18 protein-coding genes are annotated in these 17,970 nt (G+C 39.8%); 2 read left to right on the forward strand and 16 right to left on the reverse strand.

What is annotated here, in order from left to right:
* From pyrF to IGK70_RS07715, 13 genes are all read right to left on the reverse strand, one after another.
* Entirely contained in the window at positions 1 to 714 is a 714-nt protein-coding gene (gene pyrF, locus IGK70_RS07655; protein ID WP_002357417.1) for an orotidine-5'-phosphate decarboxylase, read from the reverse strand.
* Positions 704 to 1,642 carry a dihydroorotate dehydrogenase gene (locus IGK70_RS07660; protein WP_002369312.1) on the reverse strand — a complete coding sequence of 313 codons (939 nt, stop codon included), beginning with the start codon at positions 1,640 to 1,642 and terminating at the stop codon, positions 704 to 706. Before IGK70_RS07660 ends, pyrF begins: the two co-directional genes overlap by 11 nt.
* Complete coding sequence (locus IGK70_RS07665; protein WP_002365731.1) at positions 1,639 to 2,430, reverse strand: dihydroorotate dehydrogenase electron transfer subunit; 792 nt, start codon at positions 2,428 to 2,430, stop codon at positions 1,639 to 1,641. Before IGK70_RS07665 ends, IGK70_RS07660 begins: the two co-directional genes overlap by 4 nt.
* Before the next feature lie 107 nt (positions 2,431 to 2,537).
* Positions 2,538 to 5,720, reverse strand: coding sequence for a carbamoyl-phosphate synthase large subunit (gene carB, locus IGK70_RS07670; protein WP_002379494.1), 3,183 nt, complete (start codon positions 5,718 to 5,720; stop codon positions 2,538 to 2,540).
* Complete coding sequence (locus IGK70_RS07675; protein WP_071981453.1) at positions 5,720 to 6,799, reverse strand: carbamoyl phosphate synthase small subunit; 1,080 nt, start codon at positions 6,797 to 6,799, stop codon at positions 5,720 to 5,722. Before IGK70_RS07675 ends, carB begins: the two co-directional genes overlap by 1 nt.
* Positions 6,800 to 6,801: 2 nt before the next feature.
* On the reverse strand, positions 6,802 to 8,085 hold the full coding sequence (locus tag IGK70_RS07680; RefSeq protein ID WP_002357412.1) for a dihydroorotase: 1,284 nt from the start codon (positions 8,083 to 8,085) through the stop codon (positions 6,802 to 6,804).
* A gap of 8 nt (positions 8,086 to 8,093) precedes the next feature.
* Positions 8,094 to 9,020: an aspartate carbamoyltransferase catalytic subunit gene (locus IGK70_RS07685; RefSeq protein ID WP_002357411.1), complete on the reverse strand. Its 927-nt coding sequence runs from the start codon at positions 9,018 to 9,020 to the stop codon at positions 8,094 to 8,096.
* A gap of 13 nt (positions 9,021 to 9,033) precedes the next feature.
* Positions 9,034 to 10,314: a solute carrier family 23 protein gene (locus IGK70_RS07690; protein WP_002357410.1), complete on the reverse strand. Its 1,281-nt coding sequence runs from the start codon at positions 10,312 to 10,314 to the stop codon at positions 9,034 to 9,036.
* 16 nt (positions 10,315 to 10,330) lie between these two features.
* A complete protein-coding gene (gene pyrR / locus IGK70_RS07695) occupies positions 10,331 to 10,870 on the reverse strand; it encodes a bifunctional pyr operon transcriptional regulator/uracil phosphoribosyltransferase PyrR (protein WP_301280621.1) in 540 nt (179 codons plus the stop codon).
* 338 nt (positions 10,871 to 11,208) lie between these two features.
* On the reverse strand, positions 11,209 to 12,114 hold the full coding sequence (locus IGK70_RS07700) for an RluA family pseudouridine synthase (RefSeq protein WP_002371061.1): 906 nt from the start codon (positions 12,112 to 12,114) through the stop codon (positions 11,209 to 11,211).
* A complete protein-coding gene (gene lspA, locus IGK70_RS07705; RefSeq protein WP_002366774.1) occupies positions 12,101 to 12,577 on the reverse strand; it encodes a signal peptidase II in 477 nt (158 codons plus the stop codon). Before lspA ends, IGK70_RS07700 begins: the two co-directional genes overlap by 14 nt.
* Positions 12,578 to 12,582: 5 nt before the next feature.
* Entirely contained in the window at positions 12,583 to 13,287 is a 705-nt protein-coding gene (locus IGK70_RS07710; protein ID WP_071981454.1) for a CBS domain-containing protein, read from the reverse strand.
* Between the two features lie 104 nt (positions 13,288 to 13,391).
* Positions 13,392 to 15,062 carry a formate--tetrahydrofolate ligase gene (locus IGK70_RS07715; RefSeq protein ID WP_438775207.1) on the reverse strand — a complete coding sequence of 557 codons (1,671 nt, stop codon included), beginning with the start codon at positions 15,060 to 15,062 and terminating at the stop codon, positions 13,392 to 13,394.
* Positions 15,063 to 15,240: 178 nt separating this feature from the next.
* Here IGK70_RS07715 and IGK70_RS07720 point away from each other — a divergent pair, with 178 nt between their 5' ends.
* On the forward strand, positions 15,241 to 15,447 hold the full coding sequence (locus IGK70_RS07720) for a cold-shock protein (protein WP_002357404.1): 207 nt from the start codon (positions 15,241 to 15,243) through the stop codon (positions 15,445 to 15,447).
* Between the two features lie 104 nt (positions 15,448 to 15,551).
* Here the strand turns inward: IGK70_RS07720 and IGK70_RS07725 are convergent, their stop codons facing one another.
* Positions 15,552 to 16,013: an EbsA family protein gene (locus IGK70_RS07725; RefSeq protein ID WP_002364050.1), complete on the reverse strand. Its 462-nt coding sequence runs from the start codon at positions 16,011 to 16,013 to the stop codon at positions 15,552 to 15,554.
* Positions 16,014 to 16,113: 100 nt separating this feature from the next.
* Here IGK70_RS07725 and IGK70_RS07730 point away from each other — a divergent pair, with 100 nt between their 5' ends.
* Positions 16,114 to 16,521 carry a ribonuclease HI family protein gene (locus IGK70_RS07730; RefSeq protein WP_002357402.1) on the forward strand — a complete coding sequence of 136 codons (408 nt, stop codon included), beginning with the start codon at positions 16,114 to 16,116 and terminating at the stop codon, positions 16,519 to 16,521.
* A 127-nt stretch (positions 16,522 to 16,648) separates the two neighbouring features.
* Here the strand turns inward: IGK70_RS07730 and ybaK are convergent, their stop codons facing one another.
* Entirely contained in the window at positions 16,649 to 17,164 is a 516-nt protein-coding gene (gene ybaK / locus IGK70_RS07735) for a Cys-tRNA(Pro) deacylase (protein WP_025186625.1), read from the reverse strand.
* Entirely contained in the window at positions 17,161 to 17,922 is a 762-nt protein-coding gene (aroD, locus tag IGK70_RS07740; protein WP_071981456.1) for a type I 3-dehydroquinate dehydratase, read from the reverse strand. Before aroD ends, ybaK begins: the two co-directional genes overlap by 4 nt.
* Positions 17,923 to 17,970 lie beyond the last annotated feature (48 nt).

Genomic DNA, 17,970 nt, shown 5'->3' on the forward strand with positions numbered 1-17,970 from the left:
TTACTTTCCGCTCCAGTCTTTTTTGATTTCTTGATAGGCTTCATAAGGATTTTCTGCTTGGGTAATAGGTCGGCCAACAACGATATATGTGGACCCGATTTCGCGAGCATGTTGCGGCGTTACGACCCGTTGTTGGTCACCTACTGCACTTCCTGCTGGACGAATACCAGGTGTTAAGCAAATAAACGTTTGCTTGGTTGCTTCTTGAATACCACGTGCTTCTAATGCTGAACAAACCACGCCATCCAGACCCGCTTTTTCCGCACATTTAGCATAATGAATGACACTTGTCTCTAAAGGAACGTTGATTAATTGATCATGGTGCATCTCTTCTTCACTAGTAGAAGTCAACTGGGTTACAGCAATTAACTCAGGAACCTTAGCGCCTGGCTGAGTCCCTTTGATTAGACCTTCCTTAGCTGCTTGCATCATTCGAACGCCCCCTGCTGCATGGACATTGGTAATGGCAACGCCTAATTTTGCTAAATTTGTCATCGCTTTTTCCACAGTATTCGGAATATCATGTAATTTTAAATCCAAGAAAACATCGTGTCCTTGTTCTTTAAGCCAGCGAACAATCGCTGGTCCTTCTGCGTAAAAAAGTTCCATCCCCACTTTAACAAACAAGGCTTCCTCCTTAGGAAATTTTTCTAAAAAAACAGCCACTTCTTTTTGCGTGGGAAAATCTAACGCAATAATTGGTCTATCGTGCATTTTGCTGCCCCTCTCTCACTTCTTTAATTAATTGTTCCAACGATTCAATGCCTAACTCTTCCATTCGCTTAGGTAATCCGTCAATCAACTTCGGACAAATATATGGATCTGTAAAGTTGGCCGTACCAACACCGACAGCGCTAGCACCTGCCATGAACATTTCCAAGACATCATCCACTGTTTGAACACCGCCCATTCCAATAATTGGCAACTGAGAAACACTGGCGACTTGTCGGATTAAGCGAATAGCAACAGGTTTAATGGCTGGGCCAGATAGTCCACCAGTTTGATTGGCTAAAATAGGTTTTCTCGTTTTTAAATCAATGCGCATCCCTAGCAATGTATTAATCATAGAAAAACCGTCTGCGCCCCCTGCTTCAATTGCTTGGGCGATCGGCACAATGTCCGTTACGTTTGGTGATAGTTTAACATAAATCGGAACAGAGGCGACTTTTTTGACTGCTTGTGTTAATTGAAAAGCAACCTCTGGATCTGTACCAAAAGCTATGCCGCCATGCTTCACATTGGGACAGGAAATATTCAGTTCAATTGCTTTGACGTTAGGCGCTTGCCCAATTTTTGCGCAAACAGCCACATAGTCCTCTTCGCAAGCACCTGCAACATTTGCGATAATCGGTAAGTTAGGGTATTTTTCTAATTTCGGTAATTTTTCTTGCATCACCACTTCTAAACCTGGATTCTGCAATCCAATGGCATTTAGCATACCACTGGGTGTTTCAGCTACACGTGGTGTGGGATTTCCATATCGTGCTTGGGGCGTTGTCGCCTTAATCATAATTGAACCTAATTGATCAAGGTCATAATAGTTAGCATATTCTTCCCCGAACCCAAAGCAACCACTGGCGGGAATAATTGGATTTTTTAATGTTAAACCTGGAATTGAAACGGCTAAAGGATTTTTCATCATAAGATAACCTCACTTGCTTTAAAAATCGGACCTTCATCACAGACCTTGACACTTTTTGCTCCAGTAGTGTCTCCTTTTTTATGGCAAACGCAGGCATAGCAAGCCCCAATTCCACAGGCCATCCGTTCTTCTAAAGAAAGGTAAACGTGTGGATGTGTTGGAAATAAAGAATCAATTGCTTTTAACATACCATTCGCACCGCAAGCATACACTGCATCAGGGATCCGTCCTTTTGCTAACGCTTCTGACAATAAACGGCCCACGTTGCCATGAGCGCCAAACGAGCCGTCATCTGTGGCAAAATGTGTTTCTCCTAATGCCATAAATTCTTGTTGGTAATAAGCAACCTCTTTTGATGCATAACCAAGAAAATGAATCACTTTCACGCCTTTTTCATTGAGTTGTTTTGATAATTCATACAATGGGGGAATCCCGATTCCTCCGCCAACGATAAAAGCAGTTTGACCAGCTGCTACGGTAGTTATATCAAAGCCGTTTCCTAAAGGACCTAAAATATCTAATTGTTCACCAGCCTTCATGGTGGCAAACACTTCCGTTCCAGCGCCTTCGACTCGATAAATCAAACGACAGGTTTCATTCGAATGATCAATTTGGTTGATGCTAATCGGTCGCCGCAAAAGTAAATCTGCACGCGGAACCTTGATATGCACAAACTGTCCAGGTCGTGTCATCTCTTTCACTAACTCGCCTTGTAAGTCTAACTGATAAATCCGTGGCGCTAACTGTTTTTGAGCTACAATGGTCATCATTTCTTGCTTTCTCTGCATCAGTATCCTTCACTCCTTTATTCTCTGATTCCCCTATAAATGATTTTCTATTTCTTCGTAAAATAATCTGGAACAGTCCTCCTCAGACGATTGTTCCAGATTTTTGCTTAAATGGCTTCTGTCGTAAAGGCTCTTGATTCTAAAACTTTTAAAATCGCATTTGCTGTGTCAAGTGAGGTAAACAATGGAATCCCATGTTCGACTGCTTCCCGACGGATTGAAAACCCATCTTGGTTGGCACTGGAACGATTTTTATCCATGGTATTGATTACCACTTGTGCATTCCCATTACGAATGACATCCAGCACGGTTTCCCCTTCAGGATTAGAAATTTTCGTCACTTTCTTAACAGGCAACTGATGCTTCGCTAAAAAGTCAGCGGTTCCTTCCGTTGCGACTAAACTATAGCCAATTGCTGAAAAACGCTTAGCAATTTCTAACGCCTCTTCTTTTGTTTCATCAGCAATGGTGAAAAGTACAGCCCCATAACTTGGCAAATGCAAGCCAGATGCTTCAAAGGCTTTATACAAGGCTTTTTCTAAATAATAATCACTACCCATAACTTCCCCAGTTGATTTCATTTCAGGCCCTAAGTACGTATCTACTTTTTGTAGTTTCGTAAAGGAGAATACAGGGGCTTTCACATGAACTTGTTTACTTTCAGGATATAATCCATCTTGATATCCTAGGTCAGTCAGTTTCTCACCAAGAATCGCTTTTGTAGCAACTTGGGCCATCGGAATCCCTGTGATTTTACTTAAGAAAGGAACTGTTCGACTCGCACGAGGATTCACTTCAATCACATAAACACGATTTTCATGAATAACAAATTGAATATTCATCATACCTACACAGTTTAAACCAAGTGCCAGTTTTTTTGTATAATCGGCAATTGTTGCTTGAATTTCTTGAGAAAGATACTGCGGTGGATAAACCGCCATTGAATCACCAGAATGCACGCCAGCTCGTTCAATATGTTCCATAATCCCTGGAATTAGTACTGTTTCACCATCACAAATGGCATCAACTTCACATTCTTGTCCCAATAAATAGCTATCAACCAAGACAGGATGTTCTGGAGAAGCTTTGACTGCATGTCGCATATAATCTTCCAAATCCTTTTGATTTTCGACAATTTCCATTGCACGACCACCTAAAACATAACTTGGACGAACTAAAACGGGATAGCCGATACGATCAGCAATCACGACTGCTTCTTCTGCACTTGTGGCCGTATCTCCTGGTGGTTGAGGAATCGCTAACTCTTGCAAAGCTTGTTCAAATAAATCACGATTTTCCGCACGATCTAAATCTTCAATCGTTGTTCCAAGAATTTTAACGCCTTGTTTTGTGAGCGGCTCAGCTAAATTAATCGCTGTTTGTCCACCAAATTGGACGATCACGCCAATCGGATTTTCTAAATCAATCACATTCATGACGTCTTCTAAAGTTAATGGCTCAAAGTATAATTTATCAGAAACAGAGAAATCTGTTGAAACTGTTTCAGGATTACTATTCATAATAATTGCTTCATAACCAGCCGCTTGGATCGCTTTGACAGAATGAACCGTTGCATAATCAAACTCGACCCCTTGACCAATGCGAATGGGACCAGAACCTAATACTAGTACAGAAGGCTTTTTCGAAACATTGCTTTCGTTTTCCACTTCATACGTGCTATAAAAATAAGGCGTGTGTGATTCAAACTCTGCAGCACACGTATCCACCATTTTATAGACGGGCACAATTTGATTGGCTCTGCGGAAGTCAGCGATGGCTTGTTCTGTTTGTCCCCAAAGTGCTGCGATTTTCCGATCAGAAAAACCATTTTGTTTGGCTTCTTTCAAAACAGCTACGTTGTCCACGTGACTTTCAAGGGCTGTTTCAATTTCGATAATGTGTAAAAGTTTATCCAAGAAGAATAAATCAATTTTCGTTAAACTTTGTAATTCTTCGATGCTATATCCTCTGCGAATGGCTTCTGATAAGTAGAACAATCGATCATCTTGCGCATGGACCATTTTCTTCGTTAATTCTAAATCACTGACATGACTTAGTTCTTCTAACTCGTTGTGATAAGCACCAATTTCTAAAGAACGAACTGCTTTTAATAAGGATTCTTCAATATTGCGGCCAATTGCCATGACTTCCCCGGTTGCTTTCATTTGCGTTCCTAGTTCTCGAGCACCTTTTTCAAATTTGTCAAAAGGCCAACGAGGAATTTTGGAAACAACATAGTCCAAAGCCGGTTCAAATTCGGCATAAGTGGTTCCAGTAACTGGATTTTTCATTTCATCTAATGTTAAACCAACAGCAATTTTTGCGGCTAACTTCGCAATGGGATACCCTGTGGCTTTACTAGCAAGTGCAGATGAGCGAGAAACACGAGGATTCACTTCAATCACATAATAATTAAAGCTATGCGGGTCCAAAGCTAATTGAACATTACAGCCACCTTCAATTTTTAATGCACGAATAATTTTCAAAGACGCATCTCGCAACATTTGGTATTCATAATCTGATAAGGTTTGACTCGGAGCAAAAACAATCGAATCCCCAGTGTGAATGCCGACAGGATCAAAATTTTCCATGTTACAAACCACAATCGCATTATCAGCCGAATCACGCATCACTTCATATTCAATTTCTTTAAAACCAGCAATACTTTTTTCAATTAAACATTGTGTAACTGGTGATAATTTCAGACCGTTTTCGGCAATTTGGCGGAGTTCTTCTTCCGTATCACACATGCCGCCGCCTGTTCCACCTAAAGTAAATGCGGGACGAACGATAATTGGATAGCCAATTCGTTTGGCAAAAGCCACGGCTTGTTCCACCGTATTGACAATTTCACTTTCTGGAATCGGTTGTTCTAATTCTTCCATCAATTGTTTAAATAAATCACGGTCTTCCGCTTGGTCAATCGCACTGAGCTTTGTTCCTAGCAATTCTACATTTAGCTCATCTAAAATTCCTGATTCCGATAATTCCATCGCCATATTTAATCCAGTTTGACCACCTAATGTTGGTAGAAGAGCATCAGGACGTTCTTTTCGCAAAATTCTTGAAACAAATTCTAAAGTAATCGGTTCGATATAAACATGATCCGCGATTTCCTTATCGGTCATGATAGTCGCTGGATTTGAGTTTACTAAGACAACTTCATACCCTTCTTCTTTTAGCGCTAAACAGGCTTGTGTGCCTGCATAGTCAAATTCTGCTGCTTGTCCAATAATGATTGGTCCTGAACCAATCACCATGATTTTCTTGATGTCCGTTCGTTTTGGCATTAGTTTTGCTCCTTCCATGCATCCATTAATTCCATAAATTCGTCAAATAAATGAAGACCATCGTGCGGTCCTGGAGCCGCATCTGGGTGATATTGCACAGTAAAAGCTGGATAATCTCGATGACGCACGCCTTCAACCGTTCCATCATTGACTTCCACGTGGGTCACAAGTAATTTTTCTGGATCAATTGTTGCTTCATCCACGGCATATCCGTGATTTTGTGAAGTGAAATCAATGCGTCCTGTTGCAATTTCTCGTACAGGATGATTCAAACCACGATGTCCAAACTTCATCTTATACGTATCCGCACCATTTGCTAATGAAAATAACTGATGACCTAAGCAGATGCCGAAAATTGGAACTTTTCCTTGAATTTCTTGAATCATTTCAATAGCTTCAGGCACATCTTTGGGATCTCCAGGCCCATTTGTCAACATGACACCATCGGGACTTAATTCTAAAATCTCTTCGGCCGTTGTATTATAAGGCAACACGGTTAAGTTGCATTGCCGTTTTGATAATTCTCGCAAAATACTATGTTTCAACCCGAAATCAACGACGACTACATTACGCCCAACACCTGGACTCGGATAAGGCTTAGTGGTGGAGACTTGTGCCACTTGATTTTTCGGCATGACTGTCGCTTTTAATTGATCAAACGCATGCGGCAAATCATCCACGGCATCAATGATGCTCCCTTTCATTGTTCCAGCTGATCGTAACTTACGAGTCAGCGCACGCGTATCAATTCCTGAAATTCCCGGAATCCCTTTGCGCTTTAAAAATTCATCCAAGGTCATTTGTTGACGCCAATTTGAAGCAACCCGCGCATGCTCTTTAACAATGACACCTTTACAGGTTGGTGCAATGGATTCATAATCATCTCGGTTGACCCCGTAATTTCCAACTAATGGATACGTAAAAGTAATCATTTGTCCATTAAAACTTTGGTCAGTAATTGCTTCTTGGTAACCTGTCATGCCAGTAGTAAAAACAACTTCTCCTACTACATTGCCTTCTGCACCAAACGCTTTTCCTTCAAATACTGTTCCGTCTTCTAAAATCAATAACCTTTTCAAACCTACTGCGCCTCCTCCGACCAAGCTAATGCTCCGTCAACAAATGTCATAAGTGTCTTTCCTTTGACTGTCCACCCTGTAAATGGTGTATTGACAGCCATTGATTCAAATGCTTCTGCATCAATTGGTGCAGCTGTTGCTAAGTCAAAAACTGCAATATCTGCTGGTGCACCAATTGTTAGTGTTCCTGCGTTTAATCCAAAAATTTCTGCCGGTTTCACTGCCATCCAATCAATCACTTGTTCTAATGTGAAAATGCCTGTTTCGACAAAGTTCGTATAAATCAATTGGAAGGCCGTTTCACTACCGACAATACCAAAAGGTGCGTTTAAAAATGATTGTTGTTTTTCTTCTAAACCATGGGGCGCATGGTCGGTAGCAATACAGTCAATCGTGCCATCTAACAAGCCGTCAATCAATGCTTGTCGATCTGCTAAACCACGTAATGGCGGGTTCATTTTCCAAAACCCTTCGTCACCAGGAATATCCTCATCGACTAAAATTAAATGGTGTGGCGAAACTTCGGCTGTTACGTGAATCCCTGCTTTTTTAGCATCTCGAATAACGCGCACGCTTTCTTCTGTTGAAACATGACAAACATGATAATGAACGCCTGTTTCTTTTGCTAAAGTAATATCCCGAGCAATTTGTGAAGCTTCCGTTGCACTTAAAATCCCTGGTAGGCCTAATTTCTTAGAAACTTCTCCTTCATGCATCACACCACCAAATAATAAAGATTCATCTTCCGTGTGCGCAACAAGTGCCATATTTAATGCAGCCGCTTCTTTCATGGCTAAGTACATCGTTCCTGCCGTCTGGACACCAACACCATCATTCGTAAATGCAAAGGCGCCCGCTTCTTTTAAGGCCTTCTGATTGGTTAAAACTTCACTCCGTAGCTCTTCTGTAATGGGGGCATATTGTAAAACTTTCACGACTGCATCTTTTTGAATTAAGTCGTAAACCTCACTTAATTTTTCAGCCGTATCTGGTACTGGATTCAAATTGGGCATTGCGCAAACCGTAGTAAAACCACCGCGAGCAGCAGCTTTACTACCCGTTTTAATCGTTTCTTTATACGTAAAGCCTGGTTCTCTAAAGTGAACATGCACATCCACCAAGCCTGGCGTGATTAGTTGCCCGTTCGCATCAAACACTTGCTCAAAATCTGCTTCGTCAAACGATTCCCCGATTGCGTGAATCACACCATTTTCTAGCCAAAGTGCTGCCTCAATCAATTGATTCTCTTTTTTGATGATTTTTCCATTCTTAATTAACGTCTTCATTTCTCCACCTAGGCCTTTCCATGTAAAATTGCTTCCAAAATTGCCATGCGCATAAAGACTCCGTTACTCATTTGCGCGACGATTCTTGATTGCAGACTTTCCACTAATTCATCTGCCAGTTCAACATCCCGATTGACTGGCGCTGGATGCATAATAATTGCGTGTTTCTGTAAACGAGTTGCCCGTTCGTTGGTTAAACCATATTCCAAATGATAGCCTTCTTTTGAAAAACTTTCCTTACCATCATGACGTTCGTGCTGCACGCGAAGCAACATCATCACATCGACTTTTTCAACAATTTCATCTAGCGGCACATATTGTCCATAGACATCAAACTGATGATCATACCACTCTTCTGGACCTGAAAAATAAATTTCAGCGCCTAAACGGTTTAATAACTGCATATTTGATTTAGCAACGCGAGAATGTGTAATATCTCCCACAATCGCCACTTTCAAGCCTTCAAATCCACCAAATTCTTCATAAATGGTCATCAGATCCAATAAACATTGTGTAGGGTGTTGTCCACTCCCGTCCCCACCGTTAATAATAGAACATTGAATCGTTTTACTTTGAATCAATTCATCGTAATAATTTTCTTTACCATGACGAATGACTGCTACATCTACACCAATTGCCGACATCGTTAGTACTGTGTCGTATAACGTTTCTCCTTTTTGAACAGAACTTCTACTTGCTTCAAACTCAATCACTTCTAAGCCTAATTTTTTCTCAGCTACCTCAAAACTTTTATGTGTTCGAGTACTATTTTCAAAAAACAAGTTTGTTGCAAAATATTGACGTTCTTCCGGGTGCCATTTTGCCCCCTGTTTAAATTCTCCTGCGCGACGGATTAACCCCATGACTTCACGGTCGGTTAAGGCCTCAGCAGTTAAAAGATGTTTTAAACTAATTCGTTCAGATGTAATAATCATTCGTCCAGTCCTCCTACTGTTCTTCGCTACGTGCGTTTTCCGGTAAAATTAAATTCAAAACAATTCCTAAGACGGTTGCTAATGCCATTGAAGACAATTCAAAGGTTCCTACTTTGAAGACTAAGCCACCAATGCCGATGACTAAAATTACTGAAGCAATCAATAAATTCTTTTTCTTATCAAAATTAATCTTATTATCGATTAAGATTTTCAAACCACTTGCGGCAATCACACCGAACAAGACGAAACTAATTCCTGAAATAACTGGTCCTGGGATACTTAGAATCAAGGCACTTAATTTTCCAACAAATCCTAAAGCTACAGCGAACACCGCGGCTCCACCAATCACGAAGACACTGTGTACTCTTGTAATTGCCAGCACGCCGATATTTTCACCATAACTTGTAACTGGTGGTCCACCAACAAAACCTGCTACAATTTGCGCTAAGCCATCTCCCATTAAAGTTTTAGATAAGCCTGGGTCTTGGAAAAAGTTGCGCTTGGTTAATTTATTCAAGACCATTAAATGACCAATATGTTCTGTCATTGTTACAAAAGCAATTGGTGCCATTGTTGTAATGGCATTTAAATACAATTTCGGTTCATATTGAACAAAAGGTACTTCAAAATTCGGTAAAGCAAACCAAGCAGCTTCTTTAATAGGGGTTAAGTCAATAATTCCGAAAGCTAAAGCGACTAGGTACCCACTAACAATTCCCAAAAGAATTGGAATTAATCCTAGGAAGCCTTTGAAAAACATGTTGTAAAAAATGGTTAAGCCTAAAGTAATTAAGGCTACGGCAATATATTTAAAATCATAAACGTTGTTGTTATACATTGCGTTATTTGCGGCATTAGCTGCCAAGCCTAAACCGATAACCATCACGACAGGTCCTACAACGATAGGCGGTAAAATTTTATCCAACCAGTCGGAACCAATTTTTTTAATGATTAATGAAACGATTAGGTATACCAAGCCGGTTGTCATAGCACCTTGGGCAATGGCTGGATAACCATCACTCTTCATTAACATCTGCATCGCTGCAATAAAAGCAAAGCTACTGCCAAGATAAGCGGGGATTTTTCCTTTTGTAGTAATCAGATAGACCATTGTTCCTAATCCTGAACTGACTAACGCAATCCCTGGGTCAATTCCTACTAAGATTGGTACTAAAACCGTTGCACCAAACATCGTAAATAAATGTTGTAAACTTAGGCCAACCCAGTGAAAAGCTTGCGGTCTGTCTTTAATATCTAAGACTGCATCCTCATTTCGAAATTCTTTTTCTGACAACGTTGTTCACTCCTTTTTATTCGTTTCCTTTACTGATCATAATACGATCTGCGCCGTCACGCTCTTCCATTTCCACAATAATTTCCTCAGTTTTTGATGTTGGAATATTTTTCCCTACATAATCGGCACGAATCGGTAGTTCCCGATGCCCACGATCTACTAAGACTGCTAAAGAGATTTTTCTTGGACGACCTAAATCCATAACAGCGTCCATCGCAGCACGAATGGTCCGGCCCGTGTACAAGACATCATCCACTAAAATAACTTCTTTACCTTCAATTGAGACTGGTACGTCAGAAGAATGTAATTCAGGTTCCTCCATATCTTTCACATCATCACGATACAAAGTAATATCTAATTCACCAACTGGCACGTCAATATCTTCTAATTGTTTTAAGCGTTCGGCTAGACGTTGTGCAATGTATATCCCACGCGTTTTAATTCCTACTAAAACAATGTCTTGAATTCCTTTGTTTCTTTCAATAATTTCATACGAGATTCGAGTAAGCGCTCGTTTCATTGTGACTGCGTCAACAACTTCTTTCTTTGGCATAATAATTTCCTCCTCATTTCTTTTTTATCTACGTCCTCGCTGTCTTGGGGTCAGCGATTCTTCCTTCAATTGAGCAGCTGAAAAATAAGTGGATTTTTATTGAAATTGTCCTGTTATTTTTTCCAACAAAAAATCCTCCTACCCGTATGAGGATAGGAGGATGTTGGTTACAGTTTAAAAAGGTACAAGGGTACCATGTAGCCCACACAACTTACTAACTAAGCGCACCTAGTGTTCTTTTGCATGATTCCTTCTTAGCCTCACGGGACTAAACTTAAAGGTTACAGTTATTTAGTTATTTTTCTTCTTAAAAAAGAGTTTACCTCTTCTTCAGAAAAAAATCAATGATTATTTCTTAATTGGTGTAAAGTTTTTTCAAAAACTTCTGGTAAAGGTGCTTCAAAGACTAATTGTTCACCTGTAGTAGGATGTGTAAAGCCTAATAACTTCGCATGTAAAAATTGTCCATTGCCAGGCAATGTTTTTTTCGGTCCATATAACGGATCTCCAGCTAATGGATAACCGATATATTTCATGTGAACACGGATTTGATGTGTCCGGCCTGTTTCTAGTTGTAATTCAACTAAGGTAAATGCATCAAAACGCTCTAAAACAGTAAAATGCGTGACTGCTTCTTTACCGCCTTCAATGACCGCTTGCATTTTGCGGTCAACCTTGGAACGACCAATAGGCGCATTTATCTCTCCCTTATCGTGAGGAATAACACCGTGGACCAAGGCGACGTATTTGCGTAACGATGTTTTTTCTTTTAGCTGTTTCGCTAATGATTCATGGGCTTGATCATTTTTAGCCACCATCAATAGCCCCGAAGTATCTTTATCAATTCGATGAACAATTCCGGGTCGCACCACATCATTAATCGCCGATAAGTGATCCGCATGATGAAGTAACGCGTTCACTAATGTACCATTGGGATGCCCTGCCGAAGGATGAACAACCATGCCTTGAGGTTTGTTGACGACAATCACATCATTGTCTTCATAAACAATGGTCAAAGGAATATCCTCTGCTACCATATCTAGAACTTCTGGTTCAGGAATTGTTACAACAATTTCATCGCCTGCTGTAACTTTGTAATTTGCGCGGACCGTTTCACCGTTAACTGTTACGTGTTTTTCTTTTAACCATTGTTGAATTTGCGAGCGGGAATGATTGGGTAAATGTTCACTTAATACTTTGTCAATCCGGCCTTTTTCTGTTTGAATCGTTACGTTAATTTGTTCCATTTTTGCCTTCCTTTGCTGCTTTTTCATCTAAAATCAAATAAATAAATATACAAATAACGCCGACCACTAACGTACTATCTGCAACATTAAAAATAGGAAAGTTCATAAAATCCGTTTGGAGCATGTCCACCACGTAGCCTAAACGTACACGATCAATAAAATTCCCAATGGCACCTGCTAAGACAAAAGACAAACCTACAGAATACCAGACACTTTTTTTATAATTCTTAATTAATAAATAAATAATCACGACACTAACAATTACTGTGATGACATAAAAGAATATCATCTTTCCTTCTAATAAGCTCCAAGCAGCTCCGGTATTTCTTAAATGGGTCAGAGACAAAAATCCAGGAATGAATTCTTTTGTTTCACCCAAAGAAATGTTTTGGACCGTCAAATATTTGCTCCATTGGTCAAGCCCTACTAATAAGGCACTGATTAAAAAATATACTACTAACAATCGCGTCATTCCTTTTCTCTATGAATACTTGCTAAATCTCTTGGTCGAACAATGCCTACTAACTCACCGTTAGGATGGCCACTTTTACTAATAAGCACAGCTTCTAAGCGTGGCTGCTCCCGAAACATTTGTTCAACTTCAAAAACGGTTGCTTCAATTGAAACAAATTGATAGTTGCTGCGTTTATAATTTGATGCCAACAATTCTCGCACCGTTCGGTTGGCAATGTGAACTTCGCCTTTGGTGCTCTCAATGGCAAACCATACACCAATCCCTCGAACCGTGATTAATCCTTTAAATACACCTTTTTCATAAATCGGAAATTGAGAATATTGTTTTTTTGCAATAATCGTTAATAACGTTTCTAAAGAAGTGATGATTTCAAAAGCTGTAACACGTTTCGCAAATTTAGGCACTACTTTTTCTGGTTTTGTTAAAGCTTGTTCAATCGTTTCAATTCGTTGAACTGCCCATTCGTTTGGCTCTGCAATTACAAAATCATCAGCAATTCGCTCATGAACGATGGCATTTCTTAACTGAGCCATTTGAAGCAAATCCTCTTCAAATTGAGCAATCTGTCCTTTTTCTTTTCGGGAAAGACGTCTTGTCATTTCACTGAATCCCATATTGACAGGATTGTTCAGTCTCTCTCTCATCCACTTTTCAATGCGATTAAAGTGTGCTAAAAATGTATCTGCTCGTTCCCCCATAGTCGTTGCTCCTTATAATAAACTACGCAATAAATTTCCGTCATTATTTTTTATTGAGCTACTTTCAAGTATATACTAAAAATAGGTCTCAGGAAAGAGCGGCTTTAAAAGAGACCTCTCGCTTGACCCGTTTCGTCCACATCCATATTTAACGCAGCAGGAACTTTCGGCAAGCCAGGCATCGTTAAAATGTCACCCGTTAACGCCACGATAAACCCCGCACCGATTTTTGGAACTAGTTCACGAATCGTAATCGTAAATCCTTCTGGCCGTCCTAATTTTTGAGGATCGTCAGAAAGTGAATACTGTGTCTTCGCCATGCAAATTGGTAATTGATCCCAACCATTTTTTGTAAAGTCTGCAATTTGCTTTTGTGCTTTCGGAGAAAAAATCGCCTGTTCCCCGCCGTAAATCGTTTGTACAATGGCTTGAATTTTTTCTTCAATTGTTTGGCGAGGGTTATACAAAGGTTGAAACTGCTTTGTATTGGCTTCAATCTCTGCTACCACTGTTTTCGCTAGATTCGTGCCACCTGCGCCACCTTGCGCCCAAACACTTGTTAACTCGACGGGCACGCCTAACGCTTGGCAGGCTTCTTTCAACAGTTGAATTTCCTTCTCTGTATCCTGTGTAAACTCATTAATTGCAACAACTACTGGTACATCATAACGTTGCATGTTTTGAATATGTTTTTCTAAGTTGGCAAAGCCTTTTTGTAACGCTGGTAAATTTTCTTCTGCTAACTGATCTTTCGCCAAACCGCCATGCATTTTCAACGCGCGAATCGTTGCCACAATCACAACGGCATCGGGTGCTTTTCCTAAAGAAGGTACTTTAATATCTAAAAATTTTTCGCCACCTAAGTCGCCACCAAAACCTGCTTCTGTTACAACATAATCCCCTAGATGCAAAGCCGTTTTTGTCGCTAAAATACTGTTACATCCATGAGCGATATTGGCAAAAGGACCACCGTGAACAAAAGCTGGAGTTCCTTCAATCGTTTGAACTAAATTAGGTTTTAAGGCGTCTTTTAATAATAAAGTCAGGGCACCTGCCACGTTTAAATCTTTAACCGTCACCGGCTCTCTTTGGTCATTATAGGCGACAATAATCCGACTTAAGCGTTCTTTTAAGTCCGTTAAATTTTGCGCTAAACAAAGAATCGCCATAATTTCGCTTGCCACAGTAATATCGAAACCGTCTTCTCTTGGTACACCTTGGAAAGGACCGCCTAAACCAACAACGACCTGTCTGAGCGCACGATCATTTAGATCCACTGCCCGTTTCCAAATCACCCGTCGAGAATCAATCTTTAATCCATTTCCTTGCTGTAAATGATTATCTAGTAACGCAGCTAAGGCATTATTGGCTGTCGTAATCGCATGCATATCACCAGTAAAATGCAAATTGATTTCTTCCATTGGTAATACTTGTGCGTAACCGCCACCTGTTGCGCCACCTTTAATCCCCATCACAGGACCTAATGATGGTTCTCTTAGGGCAATAACGGTTTTTTTATTGATTTGATTTAATGCATCTCCTAAACCAATGGTCACGGTTGACTTTCCTTCTCCTGCTGGCGTTGGATTAATCGACGTAACGAGGATTAATTTACCTTCTGGTTGCGCTTCTAAGGATTGAAGCGTTGGAAAATCTATTTTCGCTTTGTATTTCCCATAAAGTTCTAGCGAATCTTCTGAAAGACCGATTGTTTCGGCAATCTCTTGAATAGGTTTTAATGTTGCTGCTTGTGCAATGTTAATATCTGTCTTCATAACGGACCCCTTTTCAATTCTTTATCGTCTTTGTGACACATTGTTTCTTTTAAATTATAGCTTGTATTGAATAGAATGGCTAGAATAACCTTTTTTAAACAACCCAACCATTGACGTTTGGTAGCCTTTTCTCGTATAATGAAAGTGTCTTTACAAATCTAAAAGGAGCGTGAATTGGATGCAAAAAGGAATTGTCAAATGGTTCGATAACAGAAAAGGCTATGGTTTTATCGTTTACAACGAAGAAGATGAGATTTTTGTCCACTTCACTGCTATAGAAGGTGACGGATTCAAATCACTTGATGAGAATCAATCTGTAGAGTTCGAGATAATGGAAGGCAATCGTGGGCTACAAGCAGCACATGTCAAAAAAATAGATAACTAAAAAAGCTGAACCAACAACGCTTTGCTCCAAAAAGTAAGTAAACGTAGCGTTTGTTTCAGCTGATTATTTTAAGATTTTGAGAGTGGGTCACCAGTCGTTTCGACTTATGACTCACTCTTGTTTTTTTCTTCTTTTTTATGAAGGCCCAAAGAATGATCTTCTGCTACCTTCAATTCAGGCTTTTTTATCTTAAGTGCCTCAAGAAATAACGGAATCGTTTTCTTTTTCATTAAAAAGACTTTTGAGCCTTCCTTAAATTCTGAGGAAAAAATTTCGATGCTTTTTTCATTGTAGGTTACTTTTTCTATCTGAGAAAGCGGAAGTGCTTTTTTGCGAAACCATAAAACATCTCTGACAATTAAAGATGTTTCTGTCATGTTAAAAGACCGCGCAATTCCTAGATAAGCAAACACAAAAAATGGAACCATCACCAGATTACTAATCAAGTAAGGACCATTATTTTCCAATGCTAAAATTAAACTAATAAATAATATACAAAATGTGCAAGACCAGTAAATAATTGTTGATGCTAATTCTGGCTGCCAATAGAATTTCTGTTTTTTCATAAAGTGCCCTCACTACTTCTGGATCAACGCCGCTAAATTTAAATATGTTATAATAGTAACATACTTTTTTTAAGAACAAAAAGAAATTAGGAGTAATTTTATGTTAAGAATTTATGTAGATGCTGCAACAAAAGGCAATCCAGGTGAATCTGGCGGCGGTATCGTTTACCTCACCGACCAATCGCGGCAACAATTGCATGTGCCTTTAGGCATTGTTAGTAATCACGAAGCCGAATTTAAAGTGCTGATTGAAGCTTTAAAACAAGCGATTGCCAATGAAGACAATCAACAAACCGTTCTTCTCCACTCAGATAGTAAAATTGTTGTCCAAACAATTGAAAAAAACTATGCTAAAAATGAAAAGTACCAGCCTTATTTAGCAGAATATCAACAACTAGAAAAGAATTTCCCTTTGCTCTTAATCAAATGGCTACCTGAAAGTCAAAACAAAGCGGCCGATATGCTCGCACGGCAAGCATTACAAAAATTTTATCCCAATAAAAAGTAGCACAGATTAGTCAATGCTTTTCCTTTATTAATTTGATAGTTAAGCGTGGAGCAAAAATCCCTAGTGTTTTTTGCTCCACGCTTAAAAACAGATAAACGGTTCTGTCTCAACCTCTTCTTATAACCACTTATTCTTCTGTCGTTATTCCCGCAAATTGTCCATTGGTTAGCGAAAGGATTGCTTCAGGCGCTAATTCAATTTGCATGCCACGTTTGCCTGCAGAAACAATAATTGCAGAATATTGTTGAGCTTCTTCAGCCAAATAGGTGGGAAATTGTTTTTTCATCCCAATTGGGGAACAGCCCCCACGAATATAGCCTGTGGTTGCTTCTAAATCTTTTAAGTGAAGCATTTCTACCTTTTTGTTGCCACTAGCTTTCGCTAATTTTTTCAAATCTAATTCTTGATTACCAGGAATGACAGCCACGACTGGACCTGTTTTATTACCTACTGTAACCAAGGTTTTAAAAATTCGTCCTTTGTCAATACCTAAACTTTCAGCGACACTTTCTGCACTTAAATGATCTTCACTCCAAGCGAATTCATATTCTTTATATGGTACTTTATGTTGTTCTACCATGCGCATCGCATTCGTTTTTTGTTGTGTTTTTTTCTTTGCCACTTTTTTCACCTTCTGAATCACTTGTTTTGTTCGAATGTCTTTAAATAATTTCTTAATACTTGTACGGATAGTTGGCCTGGTGCAGACGCTTGCTGGGCTGAGCCAAAAGTTAGTGCCGACCCGAACAGTTGACCTGTTACGCGACTAATCATCCCTAACTGTCCCATTGACATAGTAACGATTGGGACGGATGCATAATGGGTGTACATTTCATTGGTTGCTGAAAGTAACGTAAGTACATCTGTCGCATCTTGTGGCATCACAGCTATTTTACAAATATCCGCCTGACGCATTTGCATTTGGCGTAACCGCGCGACAATCTCCTCTTGCGACGGTGTTTTCTGAAAGTCGTGATTACAGAGAACAATTTTAATCCCCGCCTTTTTAGCTTCGTGAATTAACGTATCTGCCGCCAGCGGATTCGCAAATAATTCAATATCTAATAAATCCAACGCACCCTTTTTCACTAATTCATGATACAAAGCAAAATAATTTTCCTCAGAAAAAGCCATTTCGCCGCCTTCTTTTTGTGTACGAAAAGTTAACAATAACGGTTTTTGCCCCAACCGTTCCATTACTTGTTGTGAAAGATTACATACATCGGAAAAATCAGCGACATTTTCATAATAGTCTAAACGCCATTCCACCAAATCACAATCTAGTGTTTGGCTCGCCGTTGCTTCGGCCAAAATATCCTCGGCTGTTCGAGCAACAATGGGCACCACAATTTTGGGATTGCCTTCACCTATTCGCACATGTTTGACTATAACTGGCTTCACAGTTCCACCTAACTTCCTCGTTTATTTTTCTCTCTTCATATCATACCA

Origin of the sequence: Enterococcus sp. DIV0358 (assembly GCF_051713465.1) — a bacterium.
GTDB lineage: Bacteria > Bacillota > Bacilli > Lactobacillales > Enterococcaceae > Enterococcus > Enterococcus faecalis.

Excerpts from the sequence above, each read along its gene's own strand:
- IGK70_RS07715 (WP_438775207.1), bottom strand. The coding sequence starts at position 15,062 with ATGAAGACAGATATTAACATTGCACAAGCAGCAACATTAAAACCTATT.
- IGK70_RS07680 (WP_002357412.1), bottom strand. The coding sequence starts at position 8,085 with ATGAAGACGTTAATTAAGAATGGAAAAATCATCAAAAAAGAGAATCAA.
- pyrF (WP_002357417.1), bottom strand. The coding sequence starts at position 714 with ATGCACGATAGACCAATTATTGCGTTAGATTTTCCCACGCAAAAAGAA.
- IGK70_RS07710 (WP_071981454.1), bottom strand. The coding sequence starts at position 13,287 with ATGGGGGAACGAGCAGATACATTTTTAGCACACTTTAATCGCATTGAA.
- IGK70_RS07700 (WP_002371061.1), bottom strand. The coding sequence starts at position 12,114 with ATGGAACAAATTAACGTAACGATTCAAACAGAAAAAGGCCGGATTGAC.
- IGK70_RS07730 (WP_002357402.1), top strand. The coding sequence starts at position 16,114 with ATGTTAAGAATTTATGTAGATGCTGCAACAAAAGGCAATCCAGGTGAA.
- IGK70_RS07660 (WP_002369312.1), bottom strand. The coding sequence starts at position 1,642 with ATGATGAAAAATCCTTTAGCCGTTTCAATTCCAGGTTTAACATTAAAA.
- IGK70_RS07665 (WP_002365731.1), bottom strand. The coding sequence starts at position 2,430 with ATGCAGAGAAAGCAAGAAATGATGACCATTGTAGCTCAAAAACAGTTA.
- carB (WP_002379494.1), bottom strand. The coding sequence starts at position 5,720 with ATGCCAAAACGAACGGACATCAAGAAAATCATGGTGATTGGTTCAGGA.
- IGK70_RS07685 (WP_002357411.1), bottom strand. The coding sequence starts at position 9,020 with ATGATTATTACATCTGAACGAATTAGTTTAAAACATCTTTTAACTGCT.
- IGK70_RS07720 (WP_002357404.1), top strand. The coding sequence starts at position 15,241 with ATGCAAAAAGGAATTGTCAAATGGTTCGATAACAGAAAAGGCTATGGT.
- IGK70_RS07725 (WP_002364050.1), bottom strand. The coding sequence starts at position 16,013 with ATGAAAAAACAGAAATTCTATTGGCAGCCAGAATTAGCATCAACAATT.